Origin of the sequence: Staphylococcus intermedius NCTC 11048, from assembly GCF_002902385.1 — a bacterium.
Lineage (GTDB): Bacteria > Bacillota > Bacilli > Staphylococcales > Staphylococcaceae > Staphylococcus > Staphylococcus intermedius.
Genome location: NZ_PPQH01000009.1, coordinates 173627 through 196258 on the forward strand (window position 1 = coordinate 173627; position 22632 = coordinate 196258).

A 22632-nucleotide genomic window follows, 5' to 3' on the forward strand; every position below is an offset into this window, starting at 1 on the left:
TTTACTTAGATACGGTTATTCATATGATAACCTTTACGATAATGCTTTCCTTTAAGTTTACCATAGGCATGTTTAAGTCGTGTATAGATGTAGTAGAAGATTTCTGCACATAGAATCCCGAATGCAATGGCACCTGAAGTTAATGTCACTTCTAAAAATTGATTAACAGCAGGCGTATAAGCATTTGTAACAAGTAAACGGGTTGCTTCATATGCAGCACCACCAGGGACTAACGGAATGATACCAGGCACAATAAAAATAATAACAGGGCGTTTATAATGACGGCTCATTGTATGGCTCATGATTGCAAGGATAAAACTCCCTAAAAAAGCAGCTAGGACAATCCCGTAATTCATATCTACTGTGAATTTATAGATTGACCATCCCATTGCACCTACAAAGCCTGATGCAACTAAAAGGCGTTTCGGCGCATTGAATATGATTGAAAATAGCATCGTCGAAACAAAGCTGATTAAAAACTGAGCAATGTAATAAAAAATATAAGTCAATGTCCTCGCACCTTTCTAAAAAATAAGTAATACAATCGCAACACCTGCACCAATTGCAAATGCAGTGAGGGCGGCTTCTACACCCCGTGACATGCCTGCTAAAAGCTCACCAGCCATTAAATCACGAATGGCATTTGTAATTAAAATACCTGGTACAAGCGGCATGACACCAGCAATTGTAATAATATCTTGGTTCGTCGCCCATCCATTTTTAGTGAAAAATGCGGCGACTGCAATGACAACTGTGGCACTAATGAATTCTGAGAAAAATTTAATTTGAATAAAGCGTTGGACTAAGTCGAATGTTAAAAATGCAGCGCCACCTGCCATAACAGCGTAAATAAAATCATGTCGAACACCGCCGAACATAAATAAAAAGAAACCACATGCGATCGATGCAGCTAAAAACTTAATGATAAATGAATATTGTAATGAAGCGTGTTCTAAATGAATGAGTTCAGCTTTTGCTTCGTCTAATGTTAACGCATTACGCGAAATTTTTCTTGAAATATTGTTAGCGAGTGCAATCTTTTCTAAGTCCGTCGTTCGTTCACGCACACGAACAAGACGTGTATTCGTTCGGTCGTTCAGTGAAAAAATAATCGCTGTTGATGTGACAAAGGCGTATGTATCTTCTAAACCAAAGCTCGCTGCAATGCGGCCCATTGTATCTTCTACACGATATGTTTCTGCACCACTTTCTAATAAAACCTTACCCGCAAGTAGGACGACATCAATGACTTTATTTTCATCAATAATCGTGAGTGCTTCTGCCATGGTTGTGTCTCCTTTCATCTCAATTAATAGTCAGTCTACATGGGAATAATACCACTTGCAATAGTTAATACTCAGTTTTTATGAAACTTTCAAAAGTGTGATTTGTGAATGAGTAAGGTATGAAAAGTAATTTAACTTTAGTGTTAGGCATTTGGTGTATTGACCCGACAAGACTAACAAAATGATGGGCGGAAAATTTTGGGAAATCTGAATGGATATATCTATCAATGAAGGCGTAAATAAAAAGTCACCTCTCTCATGGAAGAAAGGTGACTTCACACTATTATTTTGGGTTGATAATCGGACTAAACATAACTTGATTACGTCCTTCGTTTTTCGCGACATGTAACATATCATCAGCGTCTTTAAATAATTTTCGTTGTGATTTGTGGCTCTCGCTCGTCATGTAACCGACACCAATAGAGACGGAGAGTTTAATGACAATTTTGTCCGGTAAATGGAAATTTGATTTTTCCACTGCTTTACGAATACTTTCAGCAAGTTTAACGCACTCGTCTAAAGAACAATCACGTAATACGATCGAAAATTCTTCGCCGCCATTTCGGAAAATGTGTGTTGTTTTAGGTACGTAATTTTGTAAAAGGTGTGACATTTGTTTTAATACGGCGTCACCCGCATGATGTGTATAGGCATCGTTCACATCTTTAAAACCATCAATGTCAATTAATAGTAACGCTAAACTTTGTTGCTCATCTTCGGCAACGCGTGCCATCTCGTTTAAATGACGGTCAAATTCTTTAACATTACCTAATCCTGTCAAGTAATCGACAGTATCTTCATTCTCATATCGTTCAATCAGTGAGAAGAATCTGAGCAAGTCTACGTAAAATACGGCTGTCACTAATGTCGCAATTATTGAAATTGGAATTAAATAGAACACTTCTACGATATCAAATGACGGCATAATCATTGCGATAATCGCTAAAATCATAATACTTAAAATGTTTAAGATTTGGATTGCAACGACATGATTTTGCTTGAGAAATGGGCCTATTGTGCTTACAATAGCTGCAATGACTAGCAACGACACGGCGTAAGTTAATGTTGTCGATAACACAAAATAACCGACTAAAGCGATGATGACTGCTGCGAATACTGTGTAAATAGAATTTGTATATCGACCTAAAAAGAGTAAAGGAACAAAAGAAAGTTGAATCATATAGTTTTCGATTGGAATAGGTTGAAATGCAAGTAACAACCCGACGATGGTCATCAATACGGTAATATAACTTTTTGAGAATCTAAAGTCATGAGATTCAGCGTATTGAAGACGATGAAATAAATATATTCCAGCGATTGTTACTGAAATATTATAAATAATAGCTTCAATCATAATTAAGCGACTCCTTTTCTTTACCATTAGTTATTGTATGTGAAATGTTACAATTTGTCATTATTTTTTATAACATGCAAAGTTTTACGTGTTTGAAAATGTTTTTATAGGAACTTGACCCCTAAGGTGTGATAAGATATACGTGTATTTTAACCTTATCAACGCTTTTAATTAATGAAATATACATGCCTCATTCAATTTGATTGATGGGTTTAATGTACTTTTGATTTAATGTAAAATAAATATATTGGCAAGACTGACATAATAAAAAGGATTATTTTATGATTGTGTATTGTCTTGTATTTAACTGATGTGTTGAAGTCGTTTGAAAATGTGCTTTGCCATTGTTGAACGATGAATGAAGAAAAATTCCGTGTAATGTAGGTGAACTGATGTATACTTTAACACTCATTGGCGTCTCGATGATAGTCAGTTTAATAATTACACCAATAGTAATAGCCGTTTCTAAAAAACTAGATATTGTTGATAGACCCAATTTTCGTAAAATACATACTAAACCCATTTCGATGCTTGGGGGAACAGCAATATTATTATCTTTTTTAATAGGGATTTGGCTTGGACATCCGATTGAACGTGAAATCAAGCCACTATTACTTGGTGCAATTGTTATGTATTTTGTTGGATTAATAGATGATTTATACGATTTAAAACCGATACTTAAATTAATAGGTCAAATTGCAGCGGCTTTGGTTGTTGTGTCGTATGGCGTGACGATCGATTTTATTTCGATTCCGATTGGGCCAACCATTTATTTCGGATGGTTGAGTATCCCCATTACTATATTTTGGATTGTAGCCATTACAAATGCGATTAACTTGATTGATGGCTTAGACGGACTTGCAGCAGGCGTCTCTGTGATTGCGCTTGTAACGATTGCATTCATTGCAATTTTACAAGGCAATATTTTTATTATCATGATTTGTAGTGTTCTCATTGGTTCGCTTTTTGGATTTCTTGCTTTCAATTTCCATCCAGCTAAAATCTTTTTGGGAGATAGTGGCGCGTTATGTATCGGTTTTATAATCGGTTTCGTATCACTACTCGGTTTTAAAAATATTACGTTTATTTCCTTGTTCTTCCCAATTGTTATTTTAGCGGTACCATTTATTGATACACTCTTTGCGATGATTCGCCGTGTTAAAAAGGGTCAACATATTATGCAAGCTGATAAATCTCACTTACATCACAAATTATTAGAGCTCGGATATACACATAGACAAACGGTGTTTTTAATATATTCTATTGCGTTTATGTTTAGTGTCGTGAGTATCATTTTATACATTTCACAACCGTGGGGCGTCTTTTTAATGATTATCCTCATTGTGATCACGATCGAATTGATTGTTGAATTCACTGGCTTAATAGATGATGATTATCGCCCATTACTTGACCTTATCGCGAGACAGAAGCGTTTGAGAAGCAAAAAATAGTGATTAAAAAATGATATAATTTATCCCTCGTCGTAATGATGAGGGATAAATTTTTAACAATTGAAGGTGTTTCATTTAAAGTCATAACCCATGCACACGTCACGCGTATGTGACTTTGAGTACACAACATGTGAAATACTTAAGTATCAATATTGTTCAGAATCGCTCATCTCAACAACGTTAATCAATATCAAATGGCAAACGCATCACTGGGTCAGCTTCTAAAGTATATTTGCCTTGGGTATGTTGATTTGCAAATTGAATGAATGCCTCATATTCTTCTTCAAGGACATCAATATGATACGTCACTTGCTCGGTATATGCGGTATCGCGAAGCATAAAAGTGGTTGATTGGAGTTCATATTCAAATTTTCCAGTTAAATCATAAGCCATCGAAATGCGGACAGGAACCGCTGGACGTAATGCAACGCGACCCACATCTTGAATCACATCGCGTACCGCACCACCATATGCACGTATGAGACCCCCTGTACCTAGTTTAATCCCACCGAAATAGCGCGTAACGACTACAGCGACATCATGAACATCCAACTTTTTTAACATTTCTAACATTGGAACGCCCGCCGTACCACTTGGTTCACCATCGTCATGTGCTTTTTGAATGAGCATTGTATCTCCAATCGTATAAGCCGAACAGTTATGTGTTGCTTCTCGATGTTCCTTTTTCTTCGCTTCAATAAATGCTTTTGCTTCATCCTCATTGTGGACGGGTTTAATATGGGCAATGAAACGAGATTTACTAATGACGTTTTCTATGATATGTTCATCTTTAATTGTAATAACTGAATCTGTCATATGGGTCACCCTTTATTGTAATAATTGCTTCACTTATTATACTATATTTGACGTTAACTTAAAGATGTGAAAGTATACGACATGACTTTGCAAAATATAGTATGATAGAAGCATATGTGGAAGTAAAGATTGTCACAATGACGAAGAAAACTTGAAAAAATAGCATTCCATGATTAATTTTGTTATATAATAAACTGTCGAAATACATTCATATCAATAAAAAGTACCGACAATGATGAATGATTTTGCACATCTAAGTGATTAAAATTAAGTGTTTGCTTTATTAGGAGGAAGAAAAAATGAAAATAGCTGTCATGACTGATTCAACAAGCTATATCCCTCAACATATATTGGAAAAAAATAACATTCGTATTGTGCCGTTGAGTATTACGCTAGAAAATGGTGAGAACTATAAAGAGAATATTTCAATCTTTGCAGACGAATTTTATGACATATTAAAAACATCCAAATCTATCCCTACAACAAGTCAACCTGCCATTGGTGAAATGATCAGTGCTTATGAAGCGTATAGAGATGAAGGGTACACAGATGTGATTGTTGTCCATCTTTCAAGTGGCATTAGCGGCGCATATCAAACAGCAATGCAAGCTTCAACAATGGTAGAGGGCATTCGTGTTCATCCAGTTGATTCCAAAATTGCATGTTTACCTGAAGGGTCACTTGTGTTGCGTGCTTTAGACTTAATTGAACAAGGATTAGATGTCGAAGCGATTTTGGCAGATTTAGATGATATGGTTCAACATGTCGGGGCGTTTTTAGTTGTAGATGACTTGAAAAACTTGCATAAAAGCGGTCGTATTACAGGTGCCCAAGCTTGGATAGGAAATTTATTAAAGATGAAGCCTGTATTGACATTTGAGGATGGTTTGATTGTCCCATATGAAAAAGTCCGTACGAAAAAGAGAGCATTAAAGTTAATTGAAGATAAAGCGGTTGAAATATCGAATCAATTTGAACAGTCGACAATTATGGTAATTGGTGGCGATGAAAGAGAAGAATCTCAAGGCGTTTACAAGGACCTTAAAGAAAAGCATCCGAATAAAAATATCGTCTTTTCAGAACTTGGCCCCGTTATCACATCGCATTTAGGATTAGGTGGATTTGGTATCGGTGTCGTCAACCGTCATATCGAAGTTCCTGATTCGGTCAATGTTGAGCGCTAAAAATGAAATAGTTCTAAAGCAGCTTCCTAGATAGGGGGCTGTTTTTATTTTGAAGAAATGTTCGTTTAATTGTATAGCGTCGGTAAAATAATTTGCATTAAAAAAAGTAAAATACCGTGCTGATACGTGTATGTTATTGAAAGGAGCTTCAAAATGTATTTAAATGGTCAACTTATCACAGATGCGACGCCTTACGATAAAAGTCAAATCATGCAAATAGAAAAAGGCGTAACTCGTACGTCAACAGGATGGCGATGTACACGATGCGCAACAGAGCTTCACCACCATTTTTATCAATTTGTTAGTCATATCATGAATGAAAAGATAACTTACTGTCGGCATTGCATTCAAATGGGGCGGATGGACAGTGTGACAGATGTTTATACATTGAAAAGTATGACTTGTTGTTCAGACGCAGTTTATGAGTTGCCGTTTCAATTATCGGTGCAACAGCAATTTGCCTCTGATCATATTGTTCAAGCTGTGCTGAATCATGAATCATTATTACTTCATGCGGTGACAGGTGCTGGAAAGACTGAGATGATGTTTGAAGCCATTGCACAGGCACGTCGTCAAGGATACAATGTCGCGGTCGTTTCACCAAGACTAGATGTTGTCATTGAAGTGAGTACGCGTATTCAACAAACTTTTTTAAATGAAGCCATTGATATTTTACATCAAGCAAGTCAACAGCAGTATGAAGCACATTTTGTCATTTCAACGGTACACCAACTGTATCGTTTTAAACGGCATTTTCATGTGATTTTTATTGATGAAGTCGATGCTTTTCCACTTGCGATGGATCCCTCTTTAATGCAATCGATTGAAAATGCAGCGAGAACGAAAAAAGCGCTCATATATATGACGGCAACGCCACCGACACATTTAAAAGCACAATTTGATGATGCACATACGATTACATTGCCAGCAAGGTTTCATCAACGTCCTCTAGTCATTCCTACTTTTAAATATTTCAAACTCCGAGTGGATAAGGTGCAGTTTTATTTATTCACACGCATGAAAGCCCAACAAAAACAACAACGGATAACATTAATTTTTTTCAGTGATATACAAGAAATGAAACGCTTTTTTGAAACATATGTGACGTTAGTAGACCGTTTAGGATTTGTATACAGTGAAGATCCCGAACGGTTAAAGAAAGTAGAAGCTTTGCGAAACGGTGCATACGACATCATGTTAACGACAACAATATTGGAAAGAGGGTTCACGATGGCCTATTTAGATGTGTGGGTTGTTGATAGTCATCGCTATACTTCAACAGCTTTAATCCAAATTGCAGGACGCGTAGGGCGTAAAGCAATTTGTCCGGATGGAGAAGTGTTATTTTTACATGAAGGACGCACAAGGGCGATGTATGATGCACGACATCAAATTGTTGAAATGAATCATTTAGCGATGAAACGAGGGTGGGTGACATGAAACGATGTCTGTATTGCATGAATATGATGCACGAAGATATCTTAATGGCGAACCTATATACACGAACGCACATTTTATGTCCAAAGTGCCACGAATTAATCAATCATTGTCGTTTTGATGAGACAAATCGATGTGCCTATTGTAAAGGTAAATTAGACACTTCAGGTGTATGTCATAATTGTCGAAATTTTGATGATATGGGTGTGCAATTTGAGCGTATTGTCCCACTTTTTCATTACGATCATTTTGTGAAGACGTTGTTGCATCAGTATAAATTTTTAAACGACGTTGCACTTGCTGAAGTTTTTGCACATTACATACGTATCGGCTATGTGAAAGGTGAAATCATTGTACCGATACCGTCTAGTCAGAATCACGATTTACAACGTATGTTCAACCCTGTTCAAACGATACTCGATCATTTGAAAATACCTTATGTCGCTTGTTTGAAAATGAAACCTCGCTCAAAGCAATTTGCATTATCGCGTTCGGAACGTTATGCAGTTAATAATCCCATTTATTTCGATAGTGATATTTCTCTGGAAAACAAAACTATTCTCCTTATTGATGATATTTACACGACCGGTCACACTGCCCACTGTGCTGGAAATGTATTATTACAACAAAAAGTCAGAAAATTAAGTATGTTAACGTTTGCGAGATAGCGTAAACATGTTAAAATATAAGTAAGGAATATATTATAAAAAGAGGTTGAAAGGAGCGAGCACTATGATTAATTTTGAAATTCATGGAGACAACCTCACAATCACAGATGCTATTAGAAATTATATTGAGGAGAAAATTGGTAAGTTAGAACGCTATTTCACTAATGTGCCAAATGCAACAGCCCATGTGAAAGTGAAAACGTATCAAAATTCTGGTACTAAGATCGAAGTGACAATTCCATTGAAAAATGTAACGCTTCGTGCAGAGGAACGTCATGACGACTTATATGCAGGTATCGATTTAATTAATAATAAACTTGAACGTCAAGTTCGTAAGTATAAAACACGTGTCAATCGTAAAAATAGAGACCGTGGTTATGAAGAGGATGTATTTACTGAAGTTGAAGCGACTGAACCAGAAGTGGAACAAGAAGCAACAGCGTCTGACATCGAAATCATTCGTTCTAAAACATTCAGCTTAAAACCAATGGACTCAGAAGAAGCGGTATTACAAATGAACCTATTAGGACATGACTTCTTCGTGTTTAACGATCGTGAAACAGATGGTACAAGTATTGTTTATCGTCGTAAAGATGGTAAATATGGCTTGATTGAAACTGAATAATCTCTCTTACAAATAAAGAGATGACGTTCATTATGCGGAACAATGCAATAACTGAAAAATCTTGATTGAACGCGTGATGATGCGTACCAAAAATGTGGGGCAAGTGGATGAATCTAATCAGATGTATTAGATTTTAAGCTTGTCCCTTCTTTTATCATATGGCAATGTGCTTTCGTATGGATTGTTTAAAAGGCAGATACAAGTTTTTAAGTTGATTTCTGAGCTGAATGTCATTTAAGTAGAAAGTTGATTTGAATATGTAATAATGGCGAGAAATATCATATATTGTTATTTGACGGTATGAAGTATTATAATAAATTTGTTAAATGATACGTATATATATAAGTGGTTTGAGTATAAATTTATACCGAAAAATGATATGATGGATAGTTGTAAGCGGCACAGTTTTATGGCTAAAGGAGCGAACAAAATGGGTTTGATAACTAAAATGATTGACGGTAATAAACGAGAAGTCAAACGTTTAAGTAAGTTAGCAGATAAAGTCATCGCATTAGAAGAAGATATGGCGTTGCTAACTGATGAAGAAATGAGAGCGAAAACGAAAGCTTTTCAAGAAGAAGTTCAACAAATTGAAGATATTAAAAAGCAAAATCATAAATTAGATGAAATTTTACCAGAAGCCTTTGCGCTCGTACGTGAAGCTTCTAAGCGTGTGTTTAATATGACACCATATAAAGTACAAATCATGGGTGGGATTGCCATTCATAAAGGTGATATTGCAGAGATGAGAACCGGTGAAGGTAAAACACTTACTGCAACGATGCCAACCTATTTAAATGCATTAGCTGGTCGCGGTGTCCACGTTATTACGGTAAACGAATATTTATCTAGTGTTCAAAGTGAAGAAATGGCAGAACTGTATAATTTCTTAGGTTTGTCAGTCGGTTTGAACCTTAATAGTCTAAGTACAGTAGAAAAGCGTGAAGCTTATAGTCAAGATATCACATACAGCACAAACAATGAACTTGGTTTTGACTATTTACGAGATAACATGGTGAATTACAAAGAAGACCGTGTCATGCGTCCGCTACATTTTGCGATTATTGATGAGGTTGACTCGATATTAATCGATGAAGCGCGTACACCGTTGATCATTTCAGGTGAAGCGGAGAAATCTACATCATTATACACACAAGCGAACGTTTTTTCGAAAATGCTTAAAGCTGAAGAAGATTATAACTATGATGTACAAACGAAAAGTATTCAATTGACGGAACAAGGTGTCGATAAAGCAGAACGCATGTTTAAAATCGAAAACTTATATGATGTGAAACATGTCGACGTGATTCACCATATTAACCTTGCTTTACGTGCACATTACACGATGCAACGAGACGTAGATTATATGGTAACCGGTGGCGAAATTCTGATTGTTGACCAATTTACAGGTCGTACGATGCCAGGCCGTCGTTTTTCAGAAGGTTTACATCAAGCAATTGAGGCAAAAGAAAATGTACAAATTCAAAACGAATCTAAAACAATGGCTTCTATTACATTCCAAAACTATTTCAGAATGTACAACAAGTTAGCTGGGATGACGGGTACGGCTAAAACTGAGGAAGAAGAGTTCCGTAATATTTACAACATGACTGTAACTCAAATTCCGACAAACCGACCTATCCAGCGTATTGATCATTCGGACTTAATTTATGTGAGCCAAAAAGGTAAATTTGATGCGGTTGTCGAAGAAGTGATTGAAAAGCATCGTAAAGGTCAGCCTGTATTGTTGGGGACTGTCGCAGTAGAAACTTCAGAATATATCTCGAATTTATTGAAAAAACGCGGTATCCGACACAGTGTCCTTAACGCCAAAAACCACGAACGAGAAGCGGAAATTGTATCAGGTGCAGGTCAAAAGGGTGCTGTTACGATTGCAACGAACATGGCCGGACGTGGTACAGACATTAAACTAGGCGAAGGTGTTGAAGAACTAGGAGGTCTTGCGGTCATTGGTACTGAACGTCACGAATCACGCCGTATTGATGATCAGTTGCGTGGTCGTTCAGGTCGTCAAGGTGATAAAGGGGACAGTCGTTTCTATTTATCATTACAAGATGATTTGATGGTACGTTTCGGTTCAGAACGTATGCAGGCAATGATGAGTCGTTTAGGTATGGACGATTCTACACCGATTGAATCTAAAATGGTATCTCGTGCCGTAGAATCTGCACAAAAACGAGTAGAAGGTAACAACTTTGATGCACGTAAACGTATTTTGGAATATGATGAAGTCTTACGTAAACAACGTGAAATCATGTATGAAGAACGTAATCAAATTATAGATGAAGATCAAAGTACAGATTTAGTGATGCAAATGATGCATTCTACATTAGATCGCGCATTGCTCCATTACGTGAATGAAGATGAAGAAAAGATGGACTATGAGCCACTGATCCACTATGTTGAAGACGTCTTTTTACATGAAGGTGACTTGACTGAAAGCGAAATCAACGGCAAAGATAGAGAAGATATGTTTGAAGTCATTTGGGCGAAAATTGAAGCGGCATACAATCGTCAAAAAGATCAACTGGGTGACCGTATGCCAGAGTTTGAACGCATGATTTTATTACGCTCTATTGATAATCATTGGACATCACATATCGATACGATGGATCAACTCCGTCAAGGGATTCATTTGCGCTCGTATGGACAACAAAATCCATTGCGTGACTATCAAAATGAAGGACATCAATTGTTCGATATCATGATGCAAAGTATTGAAGAGGATGTCAGCAAATATATTCTGAAATCTGTCATCACAGTGGAAGAAGATGTTGAACGTGAGAAAACGAAAGAATTAGAAGGTAAGCACGTTTCAGCTGAAGATGGCAAAGAAAAAGTGAAGCCACAACCTATTGTAAAGGAACATGAGGTCGGACGTAATGAGCCATGTCCATGTGGAAGCGGCAAAAAATATAAAAATTGTCACGGCAAATAGCGTGGCAATAGCTGATTATTTAAAAGGAGCGATACATGATGGAATTGTCCGAACTTAAACGTAACATGGATAGTTTTAGTGTAAAATTAGAACAACTTAGGGGGTCTCTTTGACTTAGAAAATAAAGAGACGAACATCCAAGAATATGAAGAAATGATGGCGGATCCACAGTTTTGGGATAATCAAGATTGTGCACAAACGATTATCGATCAAAACAACGCTTTAAAATCTGTTGTGAACAGTTACTATGACGTGGCTGAAACACTTGAAGAGATGGTTGCAACGCATGAATTGCTACAAGAAGAATACGATGAGGAAATGAAAGACGATTTAGAACAAGAAGTCCTCGGTTTCCAAGCGAAAGTAGATCAATTCGAATTGCAACTCTTGTTGGATGGCGAGCATGATGCCAATAATGCCATTCTCGAATTACATCCGGGTGCAGGTGGTACGGAATCACAAGACTGGACAAATATGTTGTTACGTATGTATCAACGTTATAGTGAACAGCAAGGTTTTAAAGTAGAAATTGTCGATTATCAAGCAGGTGATGAAGCGGGTGTTAAAAGTGTGACAATGCTCGTTAAAGGTCACAATGCTTACGGTTACTTAAAAGCTGAAAAAGGTGTTCACCGTCTCGTACGTATTTCGCCGTTTGATTCTTCGGGTCGTCGTCATACGTCATTTGCATCATGCGATGTGATTCCTGAATTTAACAACGAAAAAATCGAAGTTGAAATTAACCCAGATGATATTACTGTGGATACTTTCCGTGCGTCGGGTGCAGGTGGTCAGCATATTAACAAAACTGAATCGGCTATCCGTATTACACACCATCCGACGGGTATTGTGGTGAATAACCAAAATGAACGTTCACAAATTAAAAATAGAGAAGCAGCGATGAAAATGTTGAAAGCGAAACTTTATCAACTTGAGTTAGAGCAAAAAGAGCAAGAGTTAGCTGCTATTCGTGGTGAACAAAAAGAAATTGGTTGGGGAAGTCAGATTCGTTCTTACGTGTTCCACCCATATTCTATGGTGAAAGACCACCGTACAAATGAGGAAACGGGTAACGTTAACGCTGTCATGGACGGTGAAATCGGTCCGTTTATCGAAGCATACTTAAGACATCAAATGAAATAATTTAACAAAGCAGGGGCTAGGGCATTTAATTGTTCGAGCCCCTGAAATATATCATTTATTAAATACAATGATGATCTGGGCGAGAAACAAGTGATATTTCATGAATAAATGTGTTAATATAATCAACAAATGGACATCAAATGTAAATATGACAGGAGGAGGTTGATTATGGGAATTCATCAATATTTTAAAAGGTTATCAGATTTAGAAAAGCTCATTCGATTACCTGGGAAATTTAAATACTTCGAGCATAATGTAGCCGCACACTCTTTCAAAGTTACAAAAATTGCCCAGTATTTAGGCACGGTTGAAGAATATCACGGTAAAACAGTGGATTGGAAAAGTTTATATGAAAAGGCACTTAATCACGACTTTGCCGAAGTGTTTACGGGAGATATTAAAACCCCTGTAAAGTATGCGAGTGGTGAATTAAAAAAACTATTTTCACAAGTGGAAGAGGAAATGGTGGATACATTTATTAAAGAAGAAATACCAGAACAGTATCAAGATATATACCGCCGTCGCTTACAAGAAGGAAAAGATGACTCGTTAGAAGGACAGATTCTATCAGTTGCAGACAAAATTGATTTATTGTATGAAACATTTGGTGAAATACAAAAACGTAATCCTGAACCTCTATTTTTTGAAATCTATGAAATGAGTCTTGAAACGATTATGCAATTTGATCATTTGGCTTCTGTACAGGATTTTATTGAAAATATTATTCCAGAAATGTTAACTGAAAGATTTATACCACGTACTGAATTGAAAGAAATGACGATGCAAATCCTAAATAAAAGAAAGATGTGATAGGGGTGATTTGGTATATAGTGGCCGCTTTTTTCCCTTGTGTCCTAGTGGTTATTTTCAGCGCAATAACGAGAAGTAAATGGATGGGGACGCTCATCACATTAGTCGTCATTGGTGCTTCGGTTTATAAAGGTTTTTTTCATAATGAATGGATTATTTTCCTTGACGTTGTATCATTGTTAGCAGGGTATATTATTGTAGAAGAATTAAAAATTCATCGTATCGAACACGATAAAGAAGGCGGCATGTAATCTTTGCCCACACGCCTTCACATTTATAGCGGCAACAGGAGTGAATCTGACACAGTTTAGATGTTATCAGAAGCACTCCTCTTTGTGTTGGATTGCGAACAAATGTTTGTATTTTGTGCTTGTGTTCTGTTAAAATATGAGTACTAGGTAGATAGGAGGCGGACAGTGAATGGAGCATCATGACTTTAAAATTGCTTCAAATTTCGAACCACAAGGGGATCAACCCAAAGCAATCAAAGCATTGGTCAAAGGAATAGAAGAAGGGAAGCGTCATCAAACATTACTCGGTGCAACAGGAACGGGTAAAACATTTACGATGAGTAATGTCATTAAAGAAGTGGGCAAACCGACACTCATTATTGCACATAACAAAACGTTAGCAGGACAACTGTATAGTGAGTTCAAAACCTTCTTTCCTGAAAATAGGGTGGAATATTTTGTAAGTTACTACGATTATTACCAACCAGAAGCGTATGTTCCGTCTACTGATACGTTTATTGAAAAAGATGCATCGATTAATGATGAAATTGACCAACTCCGACATTCAGCAACGAGTGCGCTGTTTGAACGAGATGATGTTATTATTATCGCTAGTGTCAGCTGTATTTACGGTTTAGGTAATCCAGACGAATATCGTGACTTAGTTGTGAGCATTCGTGTAGGTATGGAAATGGACAGAAGCGAGTTACTGCGAAAACTCGTTGATGTACAATATACACGCAATGACATTGACTTTAGACGCGGAACATTTCGAGTACGCGGCGATGTTGTTGAGATTTTCCCAGCTTCACGTGAGGAGTTATGTATTCGTGTGGAATTTTTCGGTGATGAAGTGGACCGTATTAGTGAAATTAACTATTTAACTGGGGAAGTATTAAAAGAACGCGAACATTTTGCACTGTTCCCGGCTTCTCACTTCGTAACGCGTGAAGAAAAAATGAAGATTGCAATCGAGCGTATTGAAAAAGAATTGGAAGAACAACTTGAATATTTAAGAAGTGAAAATAAATTACTCGAAGCGCAACGTTTAGAACAAAGAACGAATTATGATTTAGAGATGATGCGTGAAATGGGCTTTACGTCAGGTATTGAAAACTATTCTGTCCACCTCACATTACGTCCCCCCGGCTCTACACCGTATACTTTGTTAGATTATTTTGGTGATGATTGGCTCATTATGATAGATGAGTCACATGTCACGTTACCACAAATTCGTGGGATGTATAATGGAGACCAAGCACGTAAGAAAGTATTAGTTGAGCATGGATTCCGTCTTCCGAGTGCATTAGACAACAGACCTTTGAAGTTTGAAGAGTTCGAACAAAAAGCAAATCAACTTGTCTACGTATCAGCGACACCAGGACCATACGAAATCGAGCATACAGACGAAATGGTTGAACAAATTATTCGTCCAACTGGCTTGTTAGATCCGGAAATCGAAGTCCGCCCTACGAAAAATCAGATCGACGACTTGCTCAGTGAGATTCAAGAACGAACAGAACAAGGCGAGCGCGTATTGATCACAACATTAACGAAAAAAATGAGTGAGGATTTAACGACCTATTTGAAAGAAGCGGGTGTGAAGGTCAATTACTTACATTCTGAAATTAAAACGTTAGAACGGATTGAAATTATTCGAGATTTACGGATGGGAACGTTTGATGTACTCATCGGTATTAACTTGCTTAGAGAGGGACTGGATATTCCAGAAGTTTCATTAGTGGTGATTCTGGATGCAGATAAAGAAGGCTTCCTACGTTCTGAACGTTCATTAATCCAAACGATGGGTCGCGCAGCACGTAATGATAAAGGTCATGTCATTATGTATGCGGATCGAATAACTGATTCAATGAAAGTCGCGATGGATGAAACTGAACGACGTCGTGAAATTCAAATGGCATACAATGAAAAACATGGCATTGTACCTAAAACAATTAACAAAGAAATTCATGATGTCATTAGTGCAACGGTTGAAACGGATGAAACAAATGAAGATCAGCGTAAAGAAGTACCGAAGAAAATGACGAAAAAAGAACGTGAAAAAACGATTGAAAATGTTGAAAAAGAAATGAAAGAAGCAGCAAAAGCGCTAGATTTCGAAAGAGCAACCGAATTAAGAGATTTATTATTTGAACTAAAATCAAAAGGGTGAATTGGATGAAAGAACCGTCAATCGTAGTGAAAGGGGCACGTGCCCACAATTTAAAAAATGTAGATATCGAATTGCCAAAAAATCAGTTGATTGTGATGACGGGACTGTCGGGTTCGGGTAAGTCTTCGTTAGCATTTGATACGATTTATGCTGAAGGACAACGGCGATATGTGGAATCTTTAAGCGCATATGCACGTCAGTTTTTAGGGCAAATGGATAAACCTGACGTCGATACTATTGAAGGTTTGTCTCCAGCGATATCGATTGATCAAAAGACAACGAGTAAAAATCCGCGTTCAACGGTGGCCACTGTAACAGAGATTTATGATTACATTCGTCTCCTTTATGCGCGAATCGGCAAACCATATTGTCCAAATCACGATATCGAGATCGAATCCCAAACGGTACAGCAAATGGTCGACCGTATTATGGAATTAGAAGAACGTACGAAAATTCAACTGTTAGCACCTGTTGTAAACCATCGAAAAGGCACGCATGAAAAATTATTGACGGACATCAGTAAAAAAGGTTATGTCCGTGTACGTGTGGATGGCGAGATTATGGATGTGACACAAGTACCAGAACTCGATAAAAACAAGAATCATACGATTGAAATTGTCGTGGACCGTTTAGTTGTGAAACCGGGTATTGAAACACGTTTAGCAGATTCTATCGAGACTGTACTTGAATTGGCAGATGGTCGACTCGTGGTGGATATTATTGATGGAGATAAACTAGAGTTTTCAGAAAAGCACGCGTGTCCCATTTGTGGCTTTTCAATTGGTGAACTAGAGCCGAGAATGTTCAGTTTTAACAGTCCGTTTGGTGCATGCCCAACGTGTGATGGTTTAGGTCAAAAGTTAACTGTAGACTTAGATTTAGTCGTTCCAGATAAGGACAAAACACTGAATGAAGGTGCGATATTACCGTGGGAGCCGACAAGTTCAGACTTCTATCCATCAATGTTAAAACGTGTTTGTGAAGTGTACAAAATCAATATGGACAAGCCATTTAAAAAGTTGACTGAACGTCAAAGAAATATCATTTTATTTGGTTCAGGTGATAAAGAAATTGAATTTACATTTAAGTCGAAATTCGGTCAAGAGCGTAAACGTACAATGCCGTTTGAAGGGGTTGTTCCCAATATTGAGCGTCGTTACCATGAGTCGCCTTCAGAATATGTACGTGAAATGATGCAAAAATATATGGGAGAACAGGTGTGTGAAACGTGTCATGGCCAACGTTTAAGTCGTGAAGCATTGTCAGTTTATGTGGCAGGCAAAAACGTCGGTGAAGTGGTCGAACAATCTATTAGTGAAGCATTGACATATTACGAAAATATCGAACTATCTGACCAGGATGCACAAATTGCCCGTTTAATCTTAAAAGAAATTACGTCACGATTAGCATTTTTAAATAATGTTGGGCTTGATTATTTAACACTTAACCGGGCATCTGGCACATTGTCAGGTGGTGAGGCGCAACGTATTCGACTGGCGACACAAATTGGTTCACGTTTATCAGGCGTCTTGTATGTCCTAGATGAGCCTTCTATTGGCTTACATCAACGCGATAACGACCGTTTGATTCACACATTACAAGAAATGCGTGATTTGGGGAACACATTAATCGTTGTAGAGCATGATGAAGACACGATGGTTGCGGCAGATTATCTGGTCGATATTGGTCCGGGTGCTGGTGAGCATGGTGGTGAAGTCGTAGCGAGTGGTACGCCAAAACAAGTGATGCGTAATAAAAAGTCACTGACAGGGCAATATTTGAGTGGTAAAAAATTCATCCCAGTCCCTGAACATCGACGTCCAGTGACTGATCGTAAAATTTCAGTTAAAGGTGCACGAAGTAATAACCTTAAAAATGTTGATGTGGATTTTCCACTTTCTGTAATGAATGTGGTGACAGGGGTGTCCGGATCTGGAAAGAGCTCACTCGTAAACGAAGTCCTATACAAATCACTTGCTAAGGCGATTAATAAGTCGAAAGTAAAACCTGGGGAGCACGACGAAATAACAGGCATGGATCAAATCGACAAAATTATTGATATTGATCAGTCACCGATTGGCCGTACACCGCGTTCTAACCCGGCAACCTATACAGGCGTATTTGATGATATTCGAGATGTCTTTGCCTCAACGAATGAAGCTAAGGTGCGTGGTTATCAAAAAGGACGCTTTAGCTTTAACGTTAAAGGTGGTCGTTGTGAAGCGTGTAAAGGTGATGGTATTATAAAAATAGAGATGCACTTTCTACCTGATGTCTATGTGCCTTGTGAAGTGTGCCATGGCAAACGTTACAATCGTGAGACGTTAGAAGTGACGTATAAAGGGAAAAATATTGCTGACGTATTAGCAATGACTGTTGAAGATGCAACTCAATTTTTTGAAAATATTCCTAAAATCAAGCGCAAACTACAAACTTTAGTTGATGTGGGATTAGGCTATGTAACACTGGGTCAACCTGCAACAACGCTGTCAGGTGGGGAAGCGCAACGTGTCAAACTCGCCTCAGAATTACACAAACGTGCAACAGGGCGCTCAATTTATATCCTCGACGAACCAACAACAGGATTACATGTGGATGATATTAGTCGCTTATTGAAGGTGCTTAACCGACTCGTTGAAAATGGTGATACAGTTGTCATCATTGAACATAATTTAGATGTCATCAAAACGGCAGATAACTTAATTGATTTAGGTCCTGAAGGTGGTGACGGTGGCGGTACGATTCTTGCGACGGGAACACCTGAAGCAATTGCCGCTATCCCAGAATCTTATACGGGTCGTTATCTTAAAACAGTATTAGCGCGCGATAAGGAACGAATGGAGGGCTAACTCATGGAAGAAGCTAAAGTCAAAGTACTTGAATTACTGAAAGATGGCAAGATTTCTGTAGACGAAGCAACGACATTATTGGACGCGATGACAAATGAAGAAAAAGTAGGCCATGCAGCAAAAGAAGATAAAAGTGAACGTTCTGAAAAGACGGCACGCGATTTTGAAGAAACGGTAGAAGGTTTCGTGAATAGCGCATTGGATAGTGTAGCGAGTCTTTTGAAACAAGGTCAAAAGTTTATTAATGTGAATCGTGATAAAGTGAAAGAGATGAGTGAAAGTGAACGTCAAGCGGCTTTGAAAAAAGTGGAAGAGACGTTGAATGAAGTAAGAGCAAAAATGAAGAAAGATTAATGTGTAGAGGAAGTGTGCTGTGAATGGTACACTTCCTTTTGTTTTTAGGACATGTGACTAACATAGAGTGGGTTGTCGTAATACATAGATTGCCTAACCGTGCTGCGCGTTCCAAGGGGCTGAACCTTCAACTAAATTCAGCTATATTGTAATTGAAGGAAGCTGAATTGGATTTTGGGAGCAGTACAGAAATCTTATGAGTAACAAAGATTTCGTCGTACTGCCCCCGCAATGCTGACTAGACTTCTCAAAAGCATGAGCATTGAGAAGTCAGACAGCTACTGCGATAAACAGTAGCCACTATCAGAGTTAAAAGACGACATTTTGTTTTTAACTCTATCCCTCAGGAGTCTTGCACGGCTTTGTCAATCAAGGTGGAGTGGCTTCACCTGTAATATGAGTCATGCAGAAAAATGAGCGTACCATTCACTATACGCTGTCTTTCGCGCATGCTTTCCTAATTGAATGAGAAGGTATAAAAGTTGACGACTTGTCTCAACTAGCCAATGCAAGATTGAGCTGAACATGGTTGAAGCGTTGGCGGGCTTTCGACTGCGTCTGATCGCTCAGGCGTCTCGAACGATTCATGAAAACAAAAATGACTACCTTAGCTTACGTGCTATTCGTACATGAAAAATGTGAGCTTAATTCTATGTAACCCACTGTTAACCATGTTTCGACTTAGTTTTTAAGAAGGGCATTTAAAGAGAACCTTGTATGATATTTTATTTGTGTTTCATACTAAAGTTGAGTATCTCTTGCGGCTTTTAAGTGGTATACTTTTAATCCTAAAATGATTTGATGTGTATTGCAATCATGCATGCACCATCTGATGTGAACAAGCAATTGTAGTCTTGATTTAGCCATTACACAATAAGGTTGATGATGTGGAACATTGAAAATTATGAGACGTGTTGAAATGTGTTTCAATTGTTGGGATTCATGTATAATGAAACAAGTAATGTGAATTCAAAAACGATGAATAATTAAAGTATGATTAAAATAAACAGTAAAACTGAGGTGATTAAATGCTAACGACGCAAGATTTAGTTAAGCGATTTAATATGAATGTGGTCGCTGGTGAGGCGGGGTTAAATCGTCCGATACATAATACAGATATTTCAAGACCTGGTTTGGAGATGGCAGGATATTTTTCACACTATGCTTCTAATCGTATTCAACTTTTGGGTACAACGGAGCTATCTTTCTATAATTTATTGCCAGATGCTGAACGTCAAGGGCGTATGCGTAAACTCTGTCGTCCTGAAACACCAGCAATTATTATTACACGTGGGCATGATGCGCCAGATGAGTTGTTGGATGCAGCACGGGAGCTTGACACACCGTTAATCTATGTTGAAGAAGCAACGACACGTGTCATGGGACGTTTAACGACGTATCTTGAGCATGAACTGGCTAATTCGACTTCGTTACACGGCGTCCTTGTCGATGTATATGGTGTCGGTGTGTTGATTACAGGTGATTCCGGGATTGGTAAAAGCGAAACAGCTTTGGAGCTTGTGAAACGTGGGCATCGTCTTGTTGCAGATGATAATGTAGAGATTAAAGAGATCACGAAAGATCAGCTGATTGGTAAGGCACCTAAAATCATTGAACATTTATTAGAAATTAGAGGTTTAGGTATCATTAATGTGATGACACTATTTGGTGCGGGTTCGATTTTAACGCAAAAACGTATAGGCTTAAACATTAACTTGGAAACTTGGCATCAAGATAAGCTGTATGATCGTGTCGGTTTAAATCAAGAAACGCTTAAAATTTTAGATACCGAAATTACGAAAAAAACGATTCCTGTACGTCCAGGGCGAAATGTGGCTGTCATCATTGAAGTCGCGGCCATGAACTATCGCTTGAATATTATGGGAATTAACACAGCAGAAGAGTTTAATGAACGTTTGAATGCTGAAATCTTAAAAAACGGTCAACAAAATAAAGGAGATACAGAGTCATGATAGGATACATTGATCCAGTCGCTTTTTCCTTGGGCGGCTTAGAAGTGAAATGGTACGGTATTATCATAGCTAGCGCGATATTGATTGGGTATTGGATAGCACAAAAAAGTGCACAGTCAATCGGATTTCGTGAAGATGATTTGGTCAATATTTTATTAATTTGCGTATTTGTTGCGATACTTAGTGCGCGTTTATACTTTGTGCTTTTCCAACTGGATTACTATATTCAAAATCCGATAGAAATTCCGATGATTTGGCATGGCGGTATTGCGATACACGGAGGCCTTATCGGTGCGTTTGCAATGGGGATTTACTACTGTTATCGCAAAAACTGGCATCCCTTTCAATTAGGTGATATTGTGGCGCCAAGTATTATTTTAGCGCAAGGTATTGGGCGTTGGGGTAATTTTATGAACCACGAAGCGCACGGCGGTCCAGTCAGTCGTTCGTTTTTGGAATCACTCCACTTACCGGAGTTTATTATCGACAATATGCGTATTAACGGCATCTATTACCAACCCACATTTTTATATGAATCGATTTGGGATGTGATTGGTTTTGTTATTTTAATCTCTATCCGTCGTCACTTGAAAATTGGCGAAACATTTTTCATCTATATCATTTGGTATTCAATCGGTCGTTTTTACATAGAAGGATTACGTACAGATAGTTTAATGTTAACGGAGACGATTCGCATCGCACAAGCAGTCTCAATCGTATGTATCATTATTGGAGTCTTCTTCATTGTATGGCGTCGACTTAAAAAAGATGTGCCATATTATCGTGAAGTGGGCGTGCTCAATTGGCCGTTTGACAAGAAAGGAAAACGTTAAATTGAAGCGACGACTCAAAGTTTATCCAACAGGCCGATACAATGCATTGCATGATTTGTATCGTTATATCCGTTTTGTAAAACTCTTTAAAAATACGTTAATCATTGAGATAACGAGATATGTCCCACATGTCGGAGCGAAACGATGGATGTACCGACATTTATTGAAAATGACAGTAGGTGAAAAGACAGCATTTGCTTTTAAAGCGATGCCTGATATATTATACCCAGAAAAAATAAAAATTGGTCGTAACGTGATCATCGGTTATAATACGATTTTATTAACACATGAATTTTTAACTGAATCGCTAAGGGTCGGTGAAGTTGAAATTGGAGACCATACGATGATTGGTGCCAATGTGACCGTATTGCCAGGTGTGAAAATTGGTAGCCATGTTCAAGTGGGTGCAGGGAGTGTTGTTTCTAAGGATATTCCTGATCATACACTCGCATATGGCAATCCGATACAGCTACACTCAAAACGATAG

The 22632-nt window shown here is 37.9% G+C and carries 19 protein-coding genes; 15 read left to right on the forward strand and 4 right to left on the reverse strand.

All coding sequences use genetic code 11. The annotated features are described in order from the left end of the window. Nucleotides 1–5: 5 nt before the first annotated feature. From CD138_RS02830 to gdpS, 3 genes are all read right to left on the reverse strand, one after another. Entirely contained in the window at nt 6–509 is a 504-nt protein-coding gene (locus CD138_RS02830) for a threonine/serine exporter family protein (protein WP_019168514.1), read from the reverse strand. A 15-nt stretch (nt 510–524) separates the two neighbouring features. Beyond that, nucleotides 525–1286 carry a threonine/serine exporter family protein gene (locus tag CD138_RS02835; RefSeq protein ID WP_019168513.1) on the reverse strand — a complete coding sequence of 254 codons (762 nt, stop codon included), beginning with the start codon at nt 1284–1286 and terminating at the stop codon, nt 525–527. A 283-nt stretch (nt 1287–1569) separates the two neighbouring features. Beyond that, on the reverse strand, nt 1570–2640 hold the full coding sequence (gdpS, locus tag CD138_RS02840) for a GGDEF domain-containing protein GdpS (protein WP_019168512.1): 1071 nt from the start codon (nt 2638–2640) through the stop codon (nt 1570–1572). A gap of 392 nt (nt 2641–3032) precedes the next feature. On the opposite strand from gdpS, the gene CD138_RS02845 reads away from it, so the two are divergent. Further along, the gene (locus CD138_RS02845) at nt 3033–4091 is read left to right on the forward strand and encodes a glycosyltransferase family 4 protein (protein ID WP_019168511.1); all 1059 of its coding nucleotides are present in this window, start codon (nt 3033–3035) and stop codon (nt 4089–4091) included. 180 nt (nt 4092–4271) lie between these two features. Here CD138_RS02845 and CD138_RS02850 read toward each other — a convergent pair whose 3' ends face one another. Continuing rightward, a complete protein-coding gene (locus CD138_RS02850; RefSeq protein WP_019168510.1) occupies nt 4272–4907 on the reverse strand; it encodes a YigZ family protein in 636 nt (211 codons plus the stop codon). 299 nt (nt 4908–5206) lie between these two features. Between CD138_RS02850 and fakB1 the strand changes: the two genes are divergently transcribed. From fakB1 to CD138_RS02920, 14 genes are all read left to right on the forward strand, one after another. Continuing rightward, on the forward strand, nt 5207–6091 hold the full coding sequence (fakB1, locus tag CD138_RS02855; RefSeq protein ID WP_019168509.1) for a fatty acid kinase binding subunit FakB1: 885 nt from the start codon (nt 5207–5209) through the stop codon (nt 6089–6091). 153 nt (nt 6092–6244) lie between these two features. Then, complete coding sequence (locus CD138_RS02860; protein ID WP_019168508.1) at nt 6245–7531, forward strand: DEAD/DEAH box helicase family protein; 1287 nt, start codon at nt 6245–6247, stop codon at nt 7529–7531. Nucleotides 7532–7554: 23 nt separating this feature from the next. After that, nucleotides 7555–8196, forward strand: a complete 642-nt coding sequence (locus CD138_RS02865; RefSeq protein ID WP_244913378.1) for a ComF family protein — start codon at nt 7555–7557, stop codon at nt 8194–8196. Nucleotides 8197–8260: 64 nt separating this feature from the next. Beyond that, nucleotides 8261–8821, forward strand: coding sequence for a ribosome hibernation-promoting factor, HPF/YfiA family (gene hpf, locus CD138_RS02870; RefSeq protein ID WP_019168506.1), 561 nt, complete (start codon nt 8261–8263; stop codon nt 8819–8821). A gap of 430 nt (nt 8822–9251) precedes the next feature. After that, nucleotides 9252–11780: a preprotein translocase subunit SecA gene (gene secA / locus CD138_RS02875; protein ID WP_019168505.1), complete on the forward strand. Its 2529-nt coding sequence runs from the start codon at nt 9252–9254 to the stop codon at nt 11778–11780. Between the two features lie 38 nt (nt 11781–11818). Continuing rightward, nucleotides 11819–12923 (forward strand): peptide chain release factor 2 gene (prfB, locus tag CD138_RS02880; protein ID WP_096559908.1). Its coding sequence is split into 2 segments (ribosomal slippage): nt 11819–11890 and nt 11892–12923, totalling 1104 coding nucleotides; the frame shifts between segments, so codons are not numbered across the junction. Between the two features lie 168 nt (nt 12924–13091). Next, nucleotides 13092–13733, forward strand: a complete 642-nt coding sequence (locus CD138_RS02885; RefSeq protein WP_019168503.1) for a YfbR-like 5'-deoxynucleotidase — start codon at nt 13092–13094, stop codon at nt 13731–13733. Between the two features lie 5 nt (nt 13734–13738). Beyond that, nucleotides 13739–13984, forward strand: coding sequence for a CsbA family protein (locus CD138_RS02890; RefSeq protein ID WP_026066847.1), 246 nt, complete (start codon nt 13739–13741; stop codon nt 13982–13984). A gap of 169 nt (nt 13985–14153) precedes the next feature. Next, the gene (gene uvrB, locus CD138_RS02895; protein ID WP_019168501.1) at nt 14154–16136 is read left to right on the forward strand and encodes an excinuclease ABC subunit UvrB; all 1983 of its coding nucleotides are present in this window, start codon (nt 14154–14156) and stop codon (nt 16134–16136) included. A 5-nt stretch (nt 16137–16141) separates the two neighbouring features. Beyond that, nucleotides 16142–18985 (forward strand): excinuclease ABC subunit UvrA, encoded by a 2844-nt coding sequence (gene uvrA / locus CD138_RS02900; protein WP_019168500.1) that lies wholly within the window; start codon nt 16142–16144, stop codon nt 18983–18985. 3 nt (nt 18986–18988) lie between these two features. Further along, nucleotides 18989–19339: an SHOCT-like domain-containing protein gene (locus CD138_RS02905; RefSeq protein WP_019168499.1), complete on the forward strand. Its 351-nt coding sequence runs from the start codon at nt 18989–18991 to the stop codon at nt 19337–19339. A gap of 1028 nt (nt 19340–20367) precedes the next feature. Further along, nucleotides 20368–21312, forward strand: a complete 945-nt coding sequence (gene hprK, locus CD138_RS02910) for an HPr(Ser) kinase/phosphatase (RefSeq protein WP_019168498.1) — start codon at nt 20368–20370, stop codon at nt 21310–21312. Continuing rightward, nucleotides 21309–22145: a prolipoprotein diacylglyceryl transferase gene (lgt, locus tag CD138_RS02915; RefSeq protein ID WP_019168497.1), complete on the forward strand. Its 837-nt coding sequence runs from the start codon at nt 21309–21311 to the stop codon at nt 22143–22145. The genes hprK and lgt overlap by 4 nt, the downstream gene beginning before the upstream one ends. A gap of 1 nt (nt 22146) precedes the next feature. After that, entirely contained in the window at nt 22147–22632 is a 486-nt protein-coding gene (locus CD138_RS02920) for an acyltransferase (protein WP_019168496.1), read from the forward strand.

Excerpts from the sequence above, each read along its gene's own strand:
- CD138_RS02835 (WP_019168513.1), bottom strand. The coding sequence starts at position 1,286 with ATGGCAGAAGCACTCACGATTATTGATGAAAATAAAGTCATTGATGTC.
- gdpS (WP_019168512.1), bottom strand. The coding sequence starts at position 2,640 with ATGATTGAAGCTATTATTTATAATATTTCAGTAACAATCGCTGGAATA.
- CD138_RS02845 (WP_019168511.1), top strand. The coding sequence starts at position 3,033 with ATGTATACTTTAACACTCATTGGCGTCTCGATGATAGTCAGTTTAATA.
- CD138_RS02850 (WP_019168510.1), bottom strand. The coding sequence starts at position 4,907 with ATGACAGATTCAGTTATTACAATTAAAGATGAACATATCATAGAAAAC.
- fakB1 (WP_019168509.1), top strand. The coding sequence starts at position 5,207 with ATGAAAATAGCTGTCATGACTGATTCAACAAGCTATATCCCTCAACAT.
- CD138_RS02860 (WP_019168508.1), top strand. The coding sequence starts at position 6,245 with ATGTATTTAAATGGTCAACTTATCACAGATGCGACGCCTTACGATAAA.
- CD138_RS02865 (WP_244913378.1), top strand. The coding sequence starts at position 7,555 with ATGATGCACGAAGATATCTTAATGGCGAACCTATATACACGAACGCAC.
- hpf (WP_019168506.1), top strand. The coding sequence starts at position 8,261 with ATGATTAATTTTGAAATTCATGGAGACAACCTCACAATCACAGATGCT.
- secA (WP_019168505.1), top strand. The coding sequence starts at position 9,252 with ATGGGTTTGATAACTAAAATGATTGACGGTAATAAACGAGAAGTCAAA.
- CD138_RS02885 (WP_019168503.1), top strand. The coding sequence starts at position 13,092 with ATGGGAATTCATCAATATTTTAAAAGGTTATCAGATTTAGAAAAGCTC.
- uvrB (WP_019168501.1), top strand. The coding sequence starts at position 14,154 with ATGGAGCATCATGACTTTAAAATTGCTTCAAATTTCGAACCACAAGGG.
- uvrA (WP_019168500.1), top strand. The coding sequence starts at position 16,142 with ATGAAAGAACCGTCAATCGTAGTGAAAGGGGCACGTGCCCACAATTTA.
- CD138_RS02905 (WP_019168499.1), top strand. The coding sequence starts at position 18,989 with ATGGAAGAAGCTAAAGTCAAAGTACTTGAATTACTGAAAGATGGCAAG.
- hprK (WP_019168498.1), top strand. The coding sequence starts at position 20,368 with ATGCTAACGACGCAAGATTTAGTTAAGCGATTTAATATGAATGTGGTC.
- lgt (WP_019168497.1), top strand. The coding sequence starts at position 21,309 with ATGATAGGATACATTGATCCAGTCGCTTTTTCCTTGGGCGGCTTAGAA.